General features: G+C 68.8%; 13 protein-coding genes. 6 read left to right on the forward strand and 7 right to left on the reverse strand.

What is annotated here, in order from left to right:
* The 6 genes from ASF20_RS11490 to ASF20_RS11515 form a co-directional block, all read left to right on the forward strand.
* A partial coding sequence (locus tag ASF20_RS11490) for a TonB-dependent receptor (protein WP_244476405.1) occupies positions 1-1705 on the forward strand: 1705 nt, incomplete at its 5' end.
* A gap of 387 nt (positions 1706-2092) precedes the next feature.
* Positions 2093-3640, forward strand: a complete 1548-nt coding sequence (locus tag ASF20_RS11495; RefSeq protein ID WP_244476406.1) for an ABC transporter substrate-binding protein — start codon at positions 2093-2095, stop codon at positions 3638-3640.
* 177 nt (positions 3641-3817) lie between these two features.
* Positions 3818-4771, forward strand: a complete 954-nt coding sequence (locus ASF20_RS11500) for an ABC transporter permease (protein WP_056221348.1) — start codon at positions 3818-3820, stop codon at positions 4769-4771.
* On the forward strand, positions 4771-5700 hold the full coding sequence (locus ASF20_RS11505; RefSeq protein ID WP_082501296.1) for an ABC transporter permease: 930 nt from the start codon (positions 4771-4773) through the stop codon (positions 5698-5700). Before ASF20_RS11500 ends, ASF20_RS11505 begins: the two co-directional genes overlap by 1 nt.
* Entirely contained in the window at positions 5697-6758 is a 1062-nt protein-coding gene (locus ASF20_RS11510) for an ABC transporter ATP-binding protein (protein ID WP_056274299.1), read from the forward strand. Before ASF20_RS11505 ends, ASF20_RS11510 begins: the two co-directional genes overlap by 4 nt.
* On the forward strand, positions 6755-7780 hold the full coding sequence (locus ASF20_RS11515) for an ABC transporter ATP-binding protein (RefSeq protein ID WP_056274302.1): 1026 nt from the start codon (positions 6755-6757) through the stop codon (positions 7778-7780). Before ASF20_RS11510 ends, ASF20_RS11515 begins: the two co-directional genes overlap by 4 nt.
* A 49-nt stretch (positions 7781-7829) precedes the next feature.
* Here ASF20_RS11515 and ASF20_RS11520 read toward each other — a convergent pair whose 3' ends face one another.
* The 7 genes from ASF20_RS11520 to ASF20_RS11550 form a co-directional block, all read right to left on the reverse strand.
* Positions 7830-8153 carry a hypothetical protein gene (locus ASF20_RS11520; protein WP_056274305.1) on the reverse strand — a complete coding sequence of 108 codons (324 nt, stop codon included), beginning with the start codon at positions 8151-8153 and terminating at the stop codon, positions 7830-7832.
* 129 nt (positions 8154-8282) lie between these two features.
* Positions 8283-9173, reverse strand: coding sequence for an ABC transporter permease (locus ASF20_RS11525; RefSeq protein WP_056274308.1), 891 nt, complete (start codon positions 9171-9173; stop codon positions 8283-8285).
* A gap of 2 nt (positions 9174-9175) precedes the next feature.
* A complete protein-coding gene (locus ASF20_RS11530) occupies positions 9176-10126 on the reverse strand; it encodes an ABC transporter permease (RefSeq protein ID WP_082501297.1) in 951 nt (316 codons plus the stop codon).
* Positions 10127-10196: 70 nt separating this feature from the next.
* A complete protein-coding gene (locus ASF20_RS11535; protein WP_056274311.1) occupies positions 10197-11471 on the reverse strand; it encodes an extracellular solute-binding protein in 1275 nt (424 codons plus the stop codon).
* Between the two features lie 29 nt (positions 11472-11500).
* Positions 11501-12493 (reverse strand): ABC transporter ATP-binding protein, encoded by a 993-nt coding sequence (locus ASF20_RS11540; protein WP_056274314.1) that lies wholly within the window; start codon positions 12491-12493, stop codon positions 11501-11503.
* Positions 12494-12617: 124 nt separating this feature from the next.
* Complete coding sequence (hydA, locus tag ASF20_RS11545) at positions 12618-14039, reverse strand: dihydropyrimidinase (protein WP_056274316.1); 1422 nt, start codon at positions 14037-14039, stop codon at positions 12618-12620.
* A gap of 4 nt (positions 14040-14043) precedes the next feature.
* Complete coding sequence (locus ASF20_RS11550) at positions 14044-15150, reverse strand: ring-opening amidohydrolase (RefSeq protein WP_056274319.1); 1107 nt, start codon at positions 15148-15150, stop codon at positions 14044-14046.
* Positions 15151-15444: the final 294 nt, after the last annotated feature.

Here is a 15444-nt window from a genome sequence, read left to right on the forward strand (position 1 = left end):
TCTGAGCAACTATTTCACGGTCGGCGGCGTCAGCGGTCCCGTCGAGATCAGCCTGTTCGCCAGCGACGTCCGCGCCGGCGGCTACCAGGATCACAGCGCCTACGACACGCAGACGATCAACCTGCTGGCCAGCTACACGCCGACGCCGGACAACCGCTTCACCCTCAAGGTGATCAACAACCAGCTGCAGGCGGACCTGCCGGCGCGCGCCTCCCTCGACCAGTATCGAATCAACCCCGAGCAGCGCGGCTGTGCCAAGGCGGCGACGGCCGCGCCGGGCTGCACCCTGACGAACCTGTTCGCCAACGGCGCGTTCGGCCGGACGGTGGGCGTGACCGCCACGGAGGGCGGGTTCGGACGCGACGACCGTCGCACCGTCGTGGCCCTGCGCTGGGAGCACGACCTCGACGCGCAGACCACCTGGCGCACCCAACTCGGCTTCGACGAGCGCAACTTCGACCAGCCGTTCTACACCTCCGCCGTCCGCGGCAGCTACCCGTCCCTGACCTTCCTCAGCGACCTCACCCGTCGCTACGACCTGATGGGCCTGCCGGCCGTGGGCTACGTGGCCTTCACCTCCGAGATCCTCGACAACCACGTGACCACGTTCAACCGGGCGCCGGGGGCGGGACGACCGGCCCTGGGCGCCCTGATCGGAGACTTGCGCGGCGACCAGACCAATCTCGGCGGGCGCGCCCGCACGGAGGTGGCACTTTCCGACCAGTGGAGCGGGCTCCTCGGACTCAGCGCGACGAACACCACGATCACCGGACGCAACAGCGCCTATACCTATTCGGAAGCCGGACGGACGGCCTCGGTGGTCGATGCCGCGCGCAGCTTCCTCAACGTCGCGCCGGAACTGGCCGTGGTCTATCGGCCCCGGGACGCCTGGAGCGTCCGCGGGCGCGTCGCCACCGGCTACGCCACGCCGACGGGCAGCAACCTGTTCGTCACCAGCGCGGGGCTGCCGGGCAACAACACGCAGCTTCAGGCACAGAAGAACCTCGGCTTCGACCTCGGCGTCGACTGGACGCCGGTGGACTCCCTGCGGATCAGCCTCACGGGCTTCTACGAGTTCTTCCGCAACGAACTCCTGTCGCAATCACCGGGTGGGGGCCGGCTGAGCTACTTCATCAACGCCCCGGCCTCGGAGCATCGCGGCGTCGAACTCGGCGGCGACTGGGCCTTCGCGCCGGGCTGGCGCGGAACGCTGGCCTACAGCTTCGACGATCAGATCTACACGCGGTTCACCGAGCTGCTGAGCGCCGGTGCCGTCACCGCCCGTTTGGACCGGGCGGGCAAGTCCATTCCCGGCGTCCCCGCGCACCAGCTCCTGGCGCGGGTCGGCTACGATCAGGTCGGCGGCCCCCTGGACGGGCTCGGCGCCTTCGTGGAGACCGTGGTTCAGGACGGCGTCCTCATCGACAACGGAAACCGCCTGAGGACCCCCGGCTACGCCATCCTCAACGCGAACGTCCACTACGCCACGGAGCTTACCGGGGGCTACGCCAAGCGCCTCAGCCTGTACCTGGAAGTCCGCAACCTGCTCGACACGACCTTCATCGCCTCCGCCCTGAACCTGACGAGCACCCTCAGCCGGACCACCGGTCTGGAGAACGGGGCAGCCACCCTGGCGGGCACGGCTGGATCCATCCTCGCGGGCGCGCCGCGCAACGTCGTTGGCGGGCTGAAGCTCACGTTCTGAGAACCTGCGGCCCGCGAGTCTGCGACTCCGGCGGGCAGAGCGCGGGATTGCCTATATATTAGGCGTGTGATGGGAGGTTTCTGGAGAGCGGCAAGGTCTCTGCGTGTCTTTGAGGCAATGCCTGGCCGCGTACCCGGCGACCCGGACAGCATCGTGGTGTCCTCGGCCGGTGCAGCACAGAATCGGGATCGTGGGCGGCAAGACATGATCAAGCGGCGTGTTCGTCTCGGGCGACCGGGAGCGGCGCGAGGGGTTGGCCGATGGATTGCATTCACGGTTCCGTCACGCCGTCTCCAGCCCATGGAAACCCGTCCGCGCATGTTTGCTTCCGTTTCCCGATGGTCGAAGTCCCGCCTTCTCGCCGCCGCCCTGCTGTCCGGGGTGCTGATGCCCACGGCCTTCGCGCAGGGCGTCCTCAAGATCGGCATGACGGCCTCCGACATCCCGCTCACCACGGGCCAGGCCGACAATGGCGGCGAGGGCATGCGGTTCATGGGCTACACCGTCTATGACGGGCTCATCAATTGGGACCTCTCCTCCGCCACCAAGCCCTCCGTGCTGGTGCCGGGTCTCGCCACGCGCTGGACCGTCGATCCCGCCGACAACACCAAGTGGACCTTCAAGCTGCGCGAGGGCGTGACCTTCCACGACGGCTCGCCCTTCACCGCCGAGTCGGTGGTGTGGAACCTCGACAAGCTCCTGAAGACCGACGCGCCGCAATTCGACCCGCGCCAGTCGGCCCAGGGGCGCTCGCGCATCCCGGCGGTGGCGAGCTACCGCGCCATCGACCCGACCACCCTCGAAATCATCACCAAGAACCCCGACGCGACGCTGCCCTACCAGATCGCGTGGATCATGATCTCGTCGCCGGCCCAGTGGGAGAAGGTCGGCAAGAGCTGGGACGCCTTCGCCAAGACCCCGGCCGGCACCGGCCCGTGGAAGCTCACCCTGTTCGCCCCGCGCGAGCGCGCCGAGATGGTGCCCAACACGGAGTACTGGGACAAGGCCCGGGTGCCCAAGCTCGACAAGCTCGTGCTCGTGCCGCTGCCCGAGGCCAATGCCCGCGTGGCGGCCCTCCGTTCGGGTCAGGTCGACTGGATCGAGGCGCCCCCGCCGGATGCCGTCGCGTCCCTGAAGGCCGCCGGCTTCGGCATCGTCACCAACGCCTACCCGCACAACTGGACCTGGCACCTCTCCCGCGTCGAGGGCTCGCCCTGGAACGACATCCGCGTGCGCAAGGCCGCCAACCTCGCGGTGGACCGCGAGGGCATGAAGGAGCTGCTGAACGGGCTGATGATCCCGGCGCAGGGCTTCATGCCGCCGGGCTCGGCCTGGTTCGGCCACCCGACCTTCAAGCCGACCTACGACCCCGAAGCCGCCAAGAAGCTCCTGGCCGAGGCCGGCTACGGCCCGAACAAGCCCATCGTCACCAAGATCCTGATCGCGCCGTCGGGCTCGGGCCAGATGCAGCCCCTGCCGATGAACGAGTTCATCCAGCAGAACCTCGCGGATGTCGGCATCAAGGTCGAGTTCGAGGTGGTCGAGTGGAACACGCTCATCAACCTGTGGCGCGCGGGCGCCAAGTCCGACATGTCGCGCAAGGCGACGGGGATGAATTTCTCCTACTTCATCCAGGACCCCTTCACGGGCTTCATCCGCCACCTCCAGTGCAACCTCGCCGCGCCCAACGGCACCAACTGGGGCCATTACTGCGACCCCGAGATGGACAAGCTGTTCGACCAGGTCCGCACCACCTTCGACCCGGCCGAGCAGACCAAGGTCCTGGAGAAGGTGCACGAGAAGTACGTCGACGACGCCCTGTTCCTGATGGTGGCCCACGACACCAATCCGCGTGCCATGAGCCCCAAGGTGAAGGGCTTCGTGCAGGCGCAGAACTGGTTCCAGGACTTCTCGCCGATCTCGATGGGCAAGTGATCGGGCAAGTGGTTGAGCAAGTGACGATGAAGGTCGCGGTCATGAACCCTCCCCCGCTGCGGGGGGAGGGTGGTCGCGCAGGAACCGGGGGAGGGGCATGCCGCATCCGGCAAAGTCGCCTCCGCTCCCGCCTGCTCCGCAGGTACCCTCTTCCGCAGAGGAGAGAGGGCTGAGAACATGCTGAAGTTCATCCTCAAGCGCCTGCTCACCGTGACGCCGGTGGCGCTCGGCGTGAGCGTCGTCTGCTTCATGCTGGTCCACCTCGCCCCCGGCGATCCCTTGAGCGCGGTGCTCCCGGTGGACGCCACGCAGGAGACCATCGACGCCATGCGGGCGGCCTACGGCTACGACAAGCCGCTGCCCGTCCAGTACGTGATCTGGCTCTGGCACGTGCTTCAGGGCGATCTCGGCATCTCCATCGCCACCGGCCGCCCCGTGGTGCAGGAGGTCGGGCGGGCCGTGGTGAACAGCCTGATCCTGGCCTCCGTGGCGACGCTGATCGGCTTCACCTTCGGGTGCCTGTTCGGCTTCGTGGCCGGCTACTTCCGCAACTCGGTCCTGGACCGGCTCGCCTCGGCGGTCTCGGTCTTCGGGGTGAGCGTGCCGCATTACTGGCTCGGCATGGTGCTGGTCATCGTGTTCTCGGCCCAACTCGGCTGGCTGCCGCCCACCGGGGCCGGGCCCGACGGCTCGGGCAACTGGCGGCCCGATCTCGACCACCTGCGCTACATCATCCTGCCGGCCCTCACGATGTCGGTGATTCCCATGGGCGTCATCGCCCGCACCATCCGGGCGCTGGTGGGCGACATCCTCGCGCAGGACTTCGTCGGTGCGCTCCGGGCCAAGGGCATGAGCGAGTTCGGCGTGTTCCGGCACGTCGTCAAGAACGCGGCCCCGACGGCGCTGGCCATCATGGGCCTGCAACTCGGCTATTTGCTGGGCGGCTCGATCCTGATCGAGACCGTGTTCGCCTGGCCCGGCACCGGCTTCCTCCTCAACGCCGCGATCTTCCAGCGCGACCTGCCCCTGCTGCAGGGCTCGATTCTCGTCCTGGCGATGTTCTTCGTCGCCCTCAACCTCATCGTCGACGTCGTCCAGACGGCGCTCGACCCGCGCATCGAGAGGGGCTGATGGCACGCGCGACACAGGCCGCCACACCGATCCTCGACATCGCCGGCGGGGCTGCCCCGGCGCCGACGGGGCCGGACGCCTTCGTGCCCTCGCGGGGGTTCTGGGGGCAGGTCGGCCACAAGCTCCTGCGCGATCCCGTAGCGATGGCCGCCGCCGGCATCATCCTGGCGATCGTGGCGGTGGCGCTGCTCTCGCCCTGGATCACCCCGATGGACCCCTATCGCGGCTCGATGCTGCGGCGCCTGAAGCCCATCGGCGACGCCACCTACCTCCTGGGCTCGGACGAACTCGGCCGCGACATGCTGAGTCGCCTGATGATGGGCGGACGCCTGTCCCTGTTCATCGGGGTCACCCCCGTCATCCTCGCCTTCGTCATCGGGTCCGGCATCGGCATCCTGGCCGGCTACGTCGGCGGCTGGGTCAACACCGTGCTGATGCGCACGGTGGACGTGTTCTTCGCGTTCCCCTCGGTGCTGCTCGCCATCGCGCTCTCCGGCGCCCTGGGCGCGGGCATCTTCAACTCGATCGTGTCGCTGACCTGCGTGTTCGTGCCCCAGATCGCCCGCGTGGCCGAGAGCGTGACCACCCAGATCCGCGCCCGCGACTACGTCGACGCCGCCCGCCTCTCCGGCGCCTCGACCCTGACGATCCTGCGCGTGCAGGTGCTCGGCAACGTGCTGGGGCCGATCTTCGTCTACGCCACCAGCCTCATCAGCGTATCGATGATCCTCGCCTCCGGACTCTCCTTCCTCGGCCTCGGCGTGAAGCCGCCGGAGCCCGAGTGGGGCCTGATGCTGAACACCCTGCGCACGGCGATCTACGTGAACCCGATGGTCGCGGCCCTGCCGGGGCTGGCCATCTTCATCGTCTCGATCTCGTTCAACCTGTTCTCCGACGGCCTGCGATCCGCCATGGAGGTGAAAGCATGAGCCAGCCCATCGGCCTCGCCACCGTCCCGATCGCCCGCGACCGGGGCGGCCCGGCTCAGCCCCTCCTCACCGTCGACCGACTGGTGAAGCACTTCCCCGTCAAGAAGGGCATCGGCGGCACCAAGGCGGTGGTGCGAGCGGTGGACGGCGTCGATTTCGAAATCCTGAAGGGCGAGACCCTCGGCGTGGTCGGCGAGTCGGGCTGCGGCAAGTCCACCACCGCCCGGCTCATCATGGGCCTGATCCGCCACGATTCCGGCGACCTGCTGTTCGACGGCGAGCGCATCGGCAGCCGGGCGCTGCCCCTGCGGGACTTCCGGGCCCAGGCCCAGATGGTGTTTCAGGACAGCTACTCCTCCCTGAATCCGCGCATGACCGTCGAGGGGTCCATCGCCTTCGGGCCGCAGGTGCACGGGATCCCGAAGCGCCAGGCCATCGAGCGCGCCCGCAGCCTGCTCGCCCGGGTGGGGCTGGAGCCGGCGCGCTTCGCGGCGCGCTACCCGCACGAGCTCTCAGGCGGCCAGCGCCAGCGGGTGAACATCGCCCGGGCGCTCGCCCTCGAACCCCGCCTCGTGGTGCTCGACGAGGCGGTCTCGGCCCTCGACAAGTCGGTGGAGGCGCAGGTGCTGAACCTGCTGATGGATTTGAAACAGGAGTTCAACCTCACCTACCTGTTCATCAGCCACGACCTCAACGTGGTGCGCTTCATCTGCGACCGGGTGGCGGTGATGTATCTCGGTCAGGTGGTGGAGATCGGCCCCGCCGACACGGTGCTGGCCGCTCCGGCTCATCCCTACACGGCCGCGCTCCTGTCCTCGATGCCCTCGATGGACCCGGATGCGCGGACCACGGTGGCGCCGCTTGCCGGCGACCCGCCGAACCCCATCGACCCGCCCGCCGGCTGCCGCTTCCACCCGCGCTGCGCCCTCGTCGAAGAGGTCTGCCGCGGCACGGTCCCGCCCCTCGACGGCCGCGATGCGCGCCACCGCGTCGCCTGCCTCGCCCGCCAGCCCGGCTCGGGCCATTCCACGTCGCCCAGCCTGACGGTGGCCGCATGAGCGTATCGGCACCCGAGCCGGCCGTCGCGATCCGCGGCCTGACGGTGGTCTTCGGCGGCGTGGTCGAGGCCGTGGACGGGGTCGACCTCACCCTGGAGCGCGGCCAGGCCGTGGCGCTGATCGGCGAGTCCGGCTCCGGCAAGAGCGTCACCCTTCGGGCGATCATGCGCCTGAACCCGGAGCGCCGGACGCGGATCGGCGGCACGATCCGGGTTGGCGGCGCGGACGTGATGGCCCTGTCGCCCAAAGCCCTGCGGGCCCTGCGCGGCCGGGCCGTGGCGATGATCTTTCAGGAGCCGCTCCTGGCCCTCGATCCCGTCTACACGGTGGGCCAGCAGATCACCGAGGCGATCCGCCAGCACGAGCGGATCAGCGCCGGGGCGGCCCGCCAGCGCGCCCTGGCCCTGTTCGAGCGGGTCCGCATTCCGAGCCCGGAGCGGCGCCTCGACGCCTATCCGCACGAGATGTCGGGGGGCATGCGCCAACGCGCGATGATCGCTCTGGCGCTCGCCTGCCGGCCGCAGGTCCTGCTCGCCGACGAGCCGACCACGGCGCTCGACGCCACCGTTCAGATCCAGATCCTGCTGCTCCTGCGCGAATTGCAGGCGGAGCTCGGCCTCTCGACGATCTTCGTCACCCACGACCTCGGCGCCGCCGTGGAGGTCGCGGACCGGATCGCGGTGATGTATGCCGGCCGCATCGTCGAGGAGGGCTCCGCCCGGGACGTGGTGCTCGCTCCCCACCACCCCTACACGATCGGCCTCCTGCGCAGCCGCGCCGTTGGGGCGCTCGCCAAGGGCACGCGCCTGAAGACGATCCCCGGCAGCCCGCCTGATCTGGCCAACCGCCCGCCGGGCTGCCCCTTCGCCCCGCGCTGCTTCCTCGCCGAGGCGCGCTGCCGGGTCGAGGCGCCTCCTTACGTCAACGTGAAGCCGGACCACCGCGCTGCCTGTTGGCGTACGGAAGCGGCGCACGCAGCGTTCACGGAGGACAAGGCGCAGGTGCTGGAAGCGGCTGTGTAGCGTCGCGCGTCGGCTCCGACCTTCGGGGGCCGCTTTGACGTCGGCTCGGCTAGGCCGCCGCACGAGTCAAAAGCACGAAGAGATAGAAGGCTTGGCCGCCCGTCACGATGACGATCGCGGGGAGAAGGTCTCTGACGGCCCGTGCACCGTCGTGATCGTATCGGCGTGGGATCAGGATCGATGCCATCACGAAGCATCCGATCATGGGACCGAAGCTGAGCGCCATCCACTTCGGGGCGTACCATGTCGGGCGACCGTCGATCCCCCACTGCATCGGGAGGAAGCTCGCCTCACTGAATCGAACGCTCGCGACCCAAGACAGGCAAGTGAGAACAGCGACCGTCGCCGCGACGATCAGATAGGCACGCCTCATCGGTTGGTAAAACTCCAGGCTTCATCGGCGACAGATGATAACCTGGAGGTGTTTCTTTCGAATGACCCAGGTGTGCGAGATTCGAAGGTTGTCCGAAATCGCCGGTCTGACGAAGCTCCCGGACTGACGTCACCCCAGCCGCAAGCCCGCTTTCGCCTTGCGCCGCTGCAGGTACAGGCTCGTCCCCAGCGCCAGTCCAATTACCGCAAGGGACAGGCCGGTGGTGAGGGTACCGAGCGCATAGATCTCCGGCGTGGTCACGGTGGTGGTCAGGCCCTGCAGCTCCAGTGGCAGGGTGTTGCGGCCGCCGATGGCCTGGCTGGTGCGAGCGAGCTCGTCGAAGGACAGGGTGAAGCCGAACAGCGCGACGCCGACCAGCGAGGGGCCGAGGATCGGCACCACCACGTGACGCAGGGTCTGAGACCCGGTGGCGCCGAGGTCGCGGGCGGCCTCCTCGTAGGCCGGGTCGAACCGGTTGAAGACCGCGAACATGATCAGGAGGCCGAAGGGCAGAGTCCAGGTGAGGTGGGCGCCCAGCGCCGAGGTGTAGAGCCCCATCAGGGTACCGTGCTCCTGCAGCCAGCCCCATCCGGTCTCGGCGGCGGCCCATTTCACCGCCTCGTCGAGAAGCCGGAATTCCAACCCGATGCCGAGCGAGACCACGATCGAGGGGACGATCAGGCTCGCGACCGCAAGGGTGAACAGCGCGCCCTCGCCGCGAAAGCGCTTGCGGAAGGCGAGGCCGGCGAAGAACGCGATGACGACGGTGAGCCCCATCACCACGAGGCCAAGTCGCAGGGAGCGCCAGAGGGCGCCCCAGATGTCGACGATCCCGAGCCCGGCCCAGAGCTTGCCGAACCAGTGCGTCGAGACCCCGTTCATCGGGAAGGTGAGGCCCCCCTGCGGCCCCTGGAAGCTGAGGACGAGGATGGTCAGCGTCGGCCCGTACAGGAAGGCCACGAAGAGGGCGAAGAACGCCGCCAGGGCGTAGAAGGCCGGGGAGCGGGGGCGGTCGCTCACGTCTAGAGTTCCTTCCGCAAGTCAATGAGCCGGGTCATGGCCACGATCATCAGCATCACGGCGCCCAGCAGGACCACCGCGTTGGCCGCGGCCGCCGGCAGCTGCAGGGCCGACATCTGGACCTGGATGACCTTGCCGACCGAGGCGATCTGCTGGCCGCCCATGACGCCGACGGTGACGAAGTCGCCCATCACCAGGGTCACCACGAAGATCGACCCGATGGCGATGCCGGGCTTGGCCAGGGGCACCACCACGTTCCAGAGGGTCTGCCAGCCGGTGGCGCCGGAATCATAGGCCGCCTCGATCAGCGACCGGTCGATGCGCGCCATGCTGTTGAAGATCGGCACGATCATGAAGACCGTGTTGAGGTGCACGAAGGCGAGCACCACCGAGAAGTCGGAATAGAGCAGGCCCTCGATGGGCGTCCTGATCAGCCCCATCCCCATCAGGGTGTCGTTGACGAGGCCGTTGCGGCCCAGCAGCGGGATCCAGGAGATCATCCGGATCACGTTCGAGGTCCAGAACGGGATGGTGCAGACGAGGAACAGCGCCATCTGCATGGTGCGCGAGCGGACGTGGAAGGCGACAAAGTAGGCCACCGTGAAGCCGATCCCCAGGGTGAAGGCCCAGGTCAGCGCGCAGAATTTCAGGGTCGAGAGGTAGGTCCGCACGGTGGTGCAGGCATCCGCCGTGTTGAGGCAGCCCTCGAACACGTCGATGTAATTCTGCACCGTGAAGGCGGGAATGATCTCGTACTCGTTGTACTCCCAGAAGCTGACGATCAGGGTCAGGCCCAGGGGCACCACGAAGAACACCAGGAAGACGAGCGCCATCGGCGCGGCCTGGAGGTAGGCCAGCGCCTGCCGGCGGCGGGTCCTCGTCGTGAGGCTGACGGCGGGGGCCTTGGCGGGCGGCGCCTCCGTCACGGCGGCGGGAAGGGCGATGTCGGTCATGGCGCAACCCTCGTGACAGGCGAAACCCTCCCCCCCTCTGCGGGGGAGGGCGTTCGCATCGTCGCCCCGCTTACGCGGCGATGAACTCGTTCCACTTGCGGACCATGTAGGTGTTCTCGTCCATCACGGCGTTCCAGCAGGCGACGCTGCCCATGCGGGTCTCGAAGGAGCCGCCGTCGCGGGTGGCGCCGGCCTTCTCCAGCACGCTGCCGTCCGGTCCCTTGATGTCCTTCTCGGCGGGCTTGCCCTCCATCCAGTACGCCCACTCGTAGGGCTCCATGTGCGCCTTGGCCGTCTCCAGCACGGCCGAGTAGTAGCCCTGTCGGTTGAGGTAGGCGCCGGCCCAGCCAGAGAGGAACCAGTTGATGAAGTCGTAGGCCGCATCCAGCTTGCGGCCCGTCAGGGTCTTGGGCAGGCCGAAGCCGGTGGCCCAAGCCCGGTAGCCCTCCTTGAGGGGCTGGTAGGTGCAGGCCACGCCCTGGCTGCGGACCTTGGTGACGGCGGGCGACCACATCGACTGGATCACGGTCTCGCCCGATGCCATCAGGTTCACGGATTCGTTAAAGTCCTGCCAGAAGGCGCGGAACTGACCGGCGCGCTTGGCCTCGATCAGCACCTTGATGGTGCGATCGATCTCGGCCTTCGTCATGTTGCCCTTGTCGGGATAGGTGTAGTCGCCCGTGGCCTCGATCACCATGGCGGCATCCATGATGCCGATGGAGGGGATGTTGAGGATCGAGGCCTTCCCCTTGAATTCGGGGTTCAGGAGTTCCTTCCAACTCGCGATCGGGCGCTTGATCAGGTCCGGGCGGATGCCGAGCGTGTCGGCGTTGTAGGTGGTCGGGATCAAGGTGATCCACTCGGTGGGCGAGCCCGCGAAGGTCTTCGCGTTTTGCCCCTCGAGATAGAAGACCTTCTTGGGCGCCGTGCCCTGGTTGCCGATCGTCTTGCCCCCGACCTGGCCCTTGGTGAAGACCGGGGTGATGTTGTCCGCTTGCTTGATTCGGCGAGCGTCCATGCCCTGGATGTTGCCCGAGGGGATAAGCTTCTTCAGACTGAAGAACTCGGTGTCGAGGAGGTCAAAGGAGTTCGGCTGCGTCACCACGCGCTTCGTCACCTCGTCGGTGACGACGGGGATGTACTCGATCGTGATCCCGAGATCCTCCTTCACCTTGCGGGCGATGTCGCCGGACTGGTTCACGGCGGTGCCGAGGTAGCGCAGGGTCACGGGTTCGGCCGCGATCACGTTGGGAAAGCCGGTGATCGGACCGGCGCCGAGGGCCAGTCCGGTGGCACCCGCGCCCTGGAGCAAGGTGCGGCGGCTCAGCTTGATCGTGGTCGTCATGCAGGCTCCTCTGAGGAAACGCGGTCGGGTCAGGCGCTCAGGCTATGGGCGGCGTCGGCGTCCCAGCCCAGCGGCACGGTCTGGCCGAGGGCGAGGGGGGCGCCCGCATAGGCCGCGTCGTCGATCACGGCCGTGAGGGCGGTGGCGGGCGCGCCGCCGAGGCCCTCCGCCTCGAAGCCCACATGCACGCTGGTGCCCTGGTACTCCACCGAGACGACGCGGGCCGGCACCGCGTCCGGGCCGGCTTGCGCGCCGAGGCGCATCCGGTCGGCGCGCACCGCCACCTCGCTCGCGTCGGCCAGGCGGATGACGTTGTGGCCGCCGATGAAGCGGGCGACGAAGGCGGTGGCCGGGCGTTCGAACACGGTGCGGGGGGCGGCCGCCTGCTCGATGCGTCCACCATTCATCACCACCACGAGGTCGGAGAGCGCCATCGCCTCCTCCTGGCTGTGGGTGACGTGAATGAAGGTGATGCCGAGTTCGGCCTGGAGCCGCTTCAGCTCGGTCCGCATCCGCACCCTCAGGAACGGATCGAGGGCCGAGAGCGGCTCGTCGAGGAGCAGGACCTTGGGTCCGGTGACCAGCGCGCGGGCGAGCGCCACGCGCTGCTGCTGGCCACCGGAGAGTTGCGCCGGCAAGCGCTCCGCCAGATGGGCCATCTGAACGAGGTCGAGCATCGCCATCGCCTTGGCGCGGCGCTCGGCCTTCGCGATGCCGCGCATCTTCAGGCTGAAGGCGACGTTGTCACGGCAATTCAAGTGGGGGAACAGGGCGTAGCTCTGGAACATCATCGCCGTGCCGCGCTCGGCCGGCGTGGCATCCCCCACGGAGCGCGGGCCGATGACCACGTCGCCGCCGGACACGGTCTCGTGGCCGCCGATCATCCGCAGGGTCGTGGTCTTGCCGCAGCCCGAGGGGCCGAGCAGGCAGCAATAGGCGCCCGAGCGCACCTTCAGATCGATGCCGTCCACGGCGGTCGTGTGGCCGTAGCGCTTGGTCAGGCGGATCAGCTCGACGTCCATGCGTTGTCTCCCCGCCCGATCCCCAGCAAAGGACGGGCCAGACGATCCCCGTTTCGCCACCCAAACCGTCTCCGGTCGACCGCAACCGGGCTGGCGCGCGCCAGCCCGGAGGCGGCCGGCCGGATCAAGAGGCAGTCCCCGGCCCCGGCGTCCGGTCGAGGACGCGTCCGCGCCCGGGCGGCCCGGTCACCCGCCCATCCTCGGCGACGACCTCGCCGCGCGTGAGGGTCATCACCGGCCAGCCCGTCACGGAAAACCCCTCCCAGGGGGTGTAGTCCGCCCCGTGGTAGAGGTTGGCCTGCCGGATCGTCTCGCGGCGGTTCGGGTCCCACAGCGTCAGGTCGGCGTCGAAGCCGATTCCGATCGAGCCCTTGCGCGGGTAGAGCCCATAGAGCTTGGCGTGGTTGGTGGCGGTGAGTTCCACGAAGCGATTGAGGGAGATGCGCCCCGCCGAGACGCCTTCCGAGAACAGGATGGGCAGACGGGTCTCGATGCCCGGGATGCCGTTGGGCACCCAGCGGAAGGAGGTCCGGCCCTTCGGGTTCAGCTTGCCGGCGGGATCGTCGTAGCGGAAGGGGCAATGATCGGAGGAGACCACGTCGAACAATCCGGTCTGGATCCCGCGCCAGATCGCGGCCTGGTTGGAGGCATCCCGCGGCGGTGGCGAGCAGACGTATTTCGCCCCGGCCATCGGGTCGTCGGAGCCGAGGCCCTTCATGTGGTCGGCGGTCAGGGTCAGGTATTGCGGGCAGGTCTCGGCGTGGATCTTGAGACCGCGCTCCCGGCCCCAGGCGATCTGCTCCATGGCCTGCTCGCCGGAGACGTGGACGATGACGATCGGCAGATCGACGAGTTCGGCATGCGAAATCGCCCGGTGCGCCGCCTCGCGCTCGACCACCTGCGGCCGGGACAGGGCGTGGCCGAAGGGGCGGGTCTCGCCGGCCTTCTCCAGTCGCTCGGTCATGTAGCGGATCGCGTCGTAGCCCTCCGCATGGACCATGACGCGGGCGCCTTCGCGGCGGGCCAGATCGAACACGTCGAGGATCTGGCGGTCGTTCAGGACGAGGTCGTCATAGGTCATAAATACTTTGAAGGAGGTGTAACCCTCCGTGATCAGGGCTGGCAGCTCCTGGCCGAGCACCGCCGGCGTCGGGTCCGAGACGATGAGGTGGATGGCGACATCGATGTGGCACTGCCCCTCCGCCAGCGCCCGGTAGGCATGGGTCGCCGCGCGGAGCGACGCGCCCCGGGGCTGGAGCGCGAAGGGCATCACGCAGGTGTTGCCACCGGCCGCCGCCGCGCGGGTCGCCGAGGCGAAGTCGTCCGCCATGACGATGCCGGGGCCGGACGCCTGCGCGATGTGGACGTGGCTGTCGATGCCCCCGGGCAGGACGAGGAGGCCGGAGGCGTCGATCGTGCGGGCCGCATCGGCGATCCGCTCGCCGATCGCCGCGATGCGACCGCCGCGGATGCCGAGATCGGCGGCGAACGTGTCGGTGGCGGTGACCAGCGTGCCGCCCCGGATGGCGAGGTCGAAGTCGGGCATGGCGTCAGTCCCTCACACGGGCGATGATCGCCACCGGGCCGCCGCCGTCCGGTCCCTGATGCTCGGCACCGCCCGAGACGAACAGATCGGTGCGCCCGATCGCGGCGGCGGCGACCCCGCCCACGAGGGCGCGGGCGTGCCGGGTGGCGTTGATGTCGCTGTCGTCGTTCATGATGTGGCGCCGGCCCCGGATCAGCCCGTCATGCGAGGGCTCAGCCTTGGCGAGCAGGGCGACCACGCGCTCCGACATCCCGGGAGCCAGCTGACCCGACGAGGAAAACCCGAGATCCGCCAGGACACCCTGGATCGCGCCGAAATCGATGCCGTCGCGCATGACGCGGTGGGCGATGGCGTGGGGGCCGGACCAGCCACGGGCATTGCCGAGGACGATGACCTCGTTGTGCATCAGCTCGATGCCGGCGGACGCACTGGCGCGCCCGGAATAGAGGTCGCGCCGCATGCCGATGGCCGCGTCCGAGAGATCTTCGCCCGAGACTTCGCCCAGGGCCAGGGCGATGCCCAGCGCCGAGGCGCCCCGCGACAGACCCATGGAGGCGTAGGTGTCGTGGGTGGCCACACTTTCCCCGCGCTCGGCGGCCTCCTGGATGCGGGCGCTGGTGAGGAGCGGGCACTTCACCTGCACGAAGTGGACGTCCTCCGGCGTGTCCAGCCCGGCCTGGACCATGGCTTCGCCGACCGCCGCGGCCGTCGCCCGCACCTGTGCCGTCCGGCCGATCGCCTCGGGCCGGAAATCGGCCGTGAACGCGGTGCCGATCGCCAGCGCCGAAGCACCCTCGACTTCGGGACCATCGCGGCGCGCCAGCACGAGGAGGTGGGGAGAGAGCCCGCCCTCGGTGCCGCCCGACATGACCAGGGCAACCCGTGCGCCGACCGCCGCGGGCGTGCAGCCCATCGCGCCGGCGAGGGCGGTCTCCAGCGCCATCACGGCGAGCGGGCGGGTGAAGTCGTTGACGCAGCCGTTGCCCTCGGTCTTGCCGAAGATCGCCACGATCTCGTCCGCCGTCACGGCGCCGGCGGCGATGAGGTCCATCACCCCCGAGACGTCGGCGGGATGCCGGGTCGGCACGCGGAAGACGAGGCATTCGGGCATGGCGGGTTCGCGTCTGGATGAGAGGACGGGCCAAGCTAGGCCGCGCGTCCGGCCCGCGCGAGTGCTGGTTTGCGCACGCCGCGCTCCCGAACGGGCAACGGTCGGGATGGACCGAACGGTACGGCTCTTGCCGGGCCGGGGGCGACAGGGTGGTCGATGCCAGCGCGACCCGGTTTGGAGCTGCACGATTTGTGGCTTTCTGCCCCCGAGGGTGGCGCTCAATTGTCCGATCTGACCAAGCGGACGGCAATCGCGCCCTCGATCGACGGCGATGACCGATCTGTGGGTTTTGTT

Origin of the sequence: Methylobacterium sp. Leaf88 (assembly GCF_001422795.1) — a bacterium.
Classification (GTDB): Bacteria; Pseudomonadota; Alphaproteobacteria; order Rhizobiales; family Beijerinckiaceae; genus Methylobacterium.

What these genes read in the sequence shown, in the direction of transcription:
- ASF20_RS11495 (WP_244476406.1), top strand. Translation starts at nt 2,093, where the DNA reads ATGCCCACGGCCTTCGCGCAGGGCGTCCTCAAGATCGGCATGACGGCC.
- ASF20_RS11500 (WP_056221348.1), top strand. Translation starts at nt 3,818, where the DNA reads ATGCTGAAGTTCATCCTCAAGCGCCTGCTCACCGTGACGCCGGTGGCG.
- ASF20_RS11505 (WP_082501296.1), top strand. Translation starts at nt 4,771, where the DNA reads ATGGCACGCGCGACACAGGCCGCCACACCGATCCTCGACATCGCCGGC.
- ASF20_RS11510 (WP_056274299.1), top strand. Translation starts at nt 5,697, where the DNA reads ATGAGCCAGCCCATCGGCCTCGCCACCGTCCCGATCGCCCGCGACCGG.
- ASF20_RS11515 (WP_056274302.1), top strand. Translation starts at nt 6,755, where the DNA reads ATGAGCGTATCGGCACCCGAGCCGGCCGTCGCGATCCGCGGCCTGACG.
- ASF20_RS11520 (WP_056274305.1), bottom strand. Translation starts at nt 8,153, where the DNA reads ATGAGGCGTGCCTATCTGATCGTCGCGGCGACGGTCGCTGTTCTCACT.
- ASF20_RS11530 (WP_082501297.1), bottom strand. Translation starts at nt 10,126, where the DNA reads ATGACCGACATCGCCCTTCCCGCCGCCGTGACGGAGGCGCCGCCCGCC.
- ASF20_RS11535 (WP_056274311.1), bottom strand. Translation starts at nt 11,471, where the DNA reads ATGACGACCACGATCAAGCTGAGCCGCCGCACCTTGCTCCAGGGCGCG.
- ASF20_RS11540 (WP_056274314.1), bottom strand. Translation starts at nt 12,493, where the DNA reads ATGGACGTCGAGCTGATCCGCCTGACCAAGCGCTACGGCCACACGACC.
- hydA (WP_056274316.1), bottom strand. Translation starts at nt 14,039, where the DNA reads ATGCCCGACTTCGACCTCGCCATCCGGGGCGGCACGCTGGTCACCGCC.
- ASF20_RS11550 (WP_056274319.1), bottom strand. Translation starts at nt 15,150, where the DNA reads ATGCCCGAATGCCTCGTCTTCCGCGTGCCGACCCGGCATCCCGCCGAC.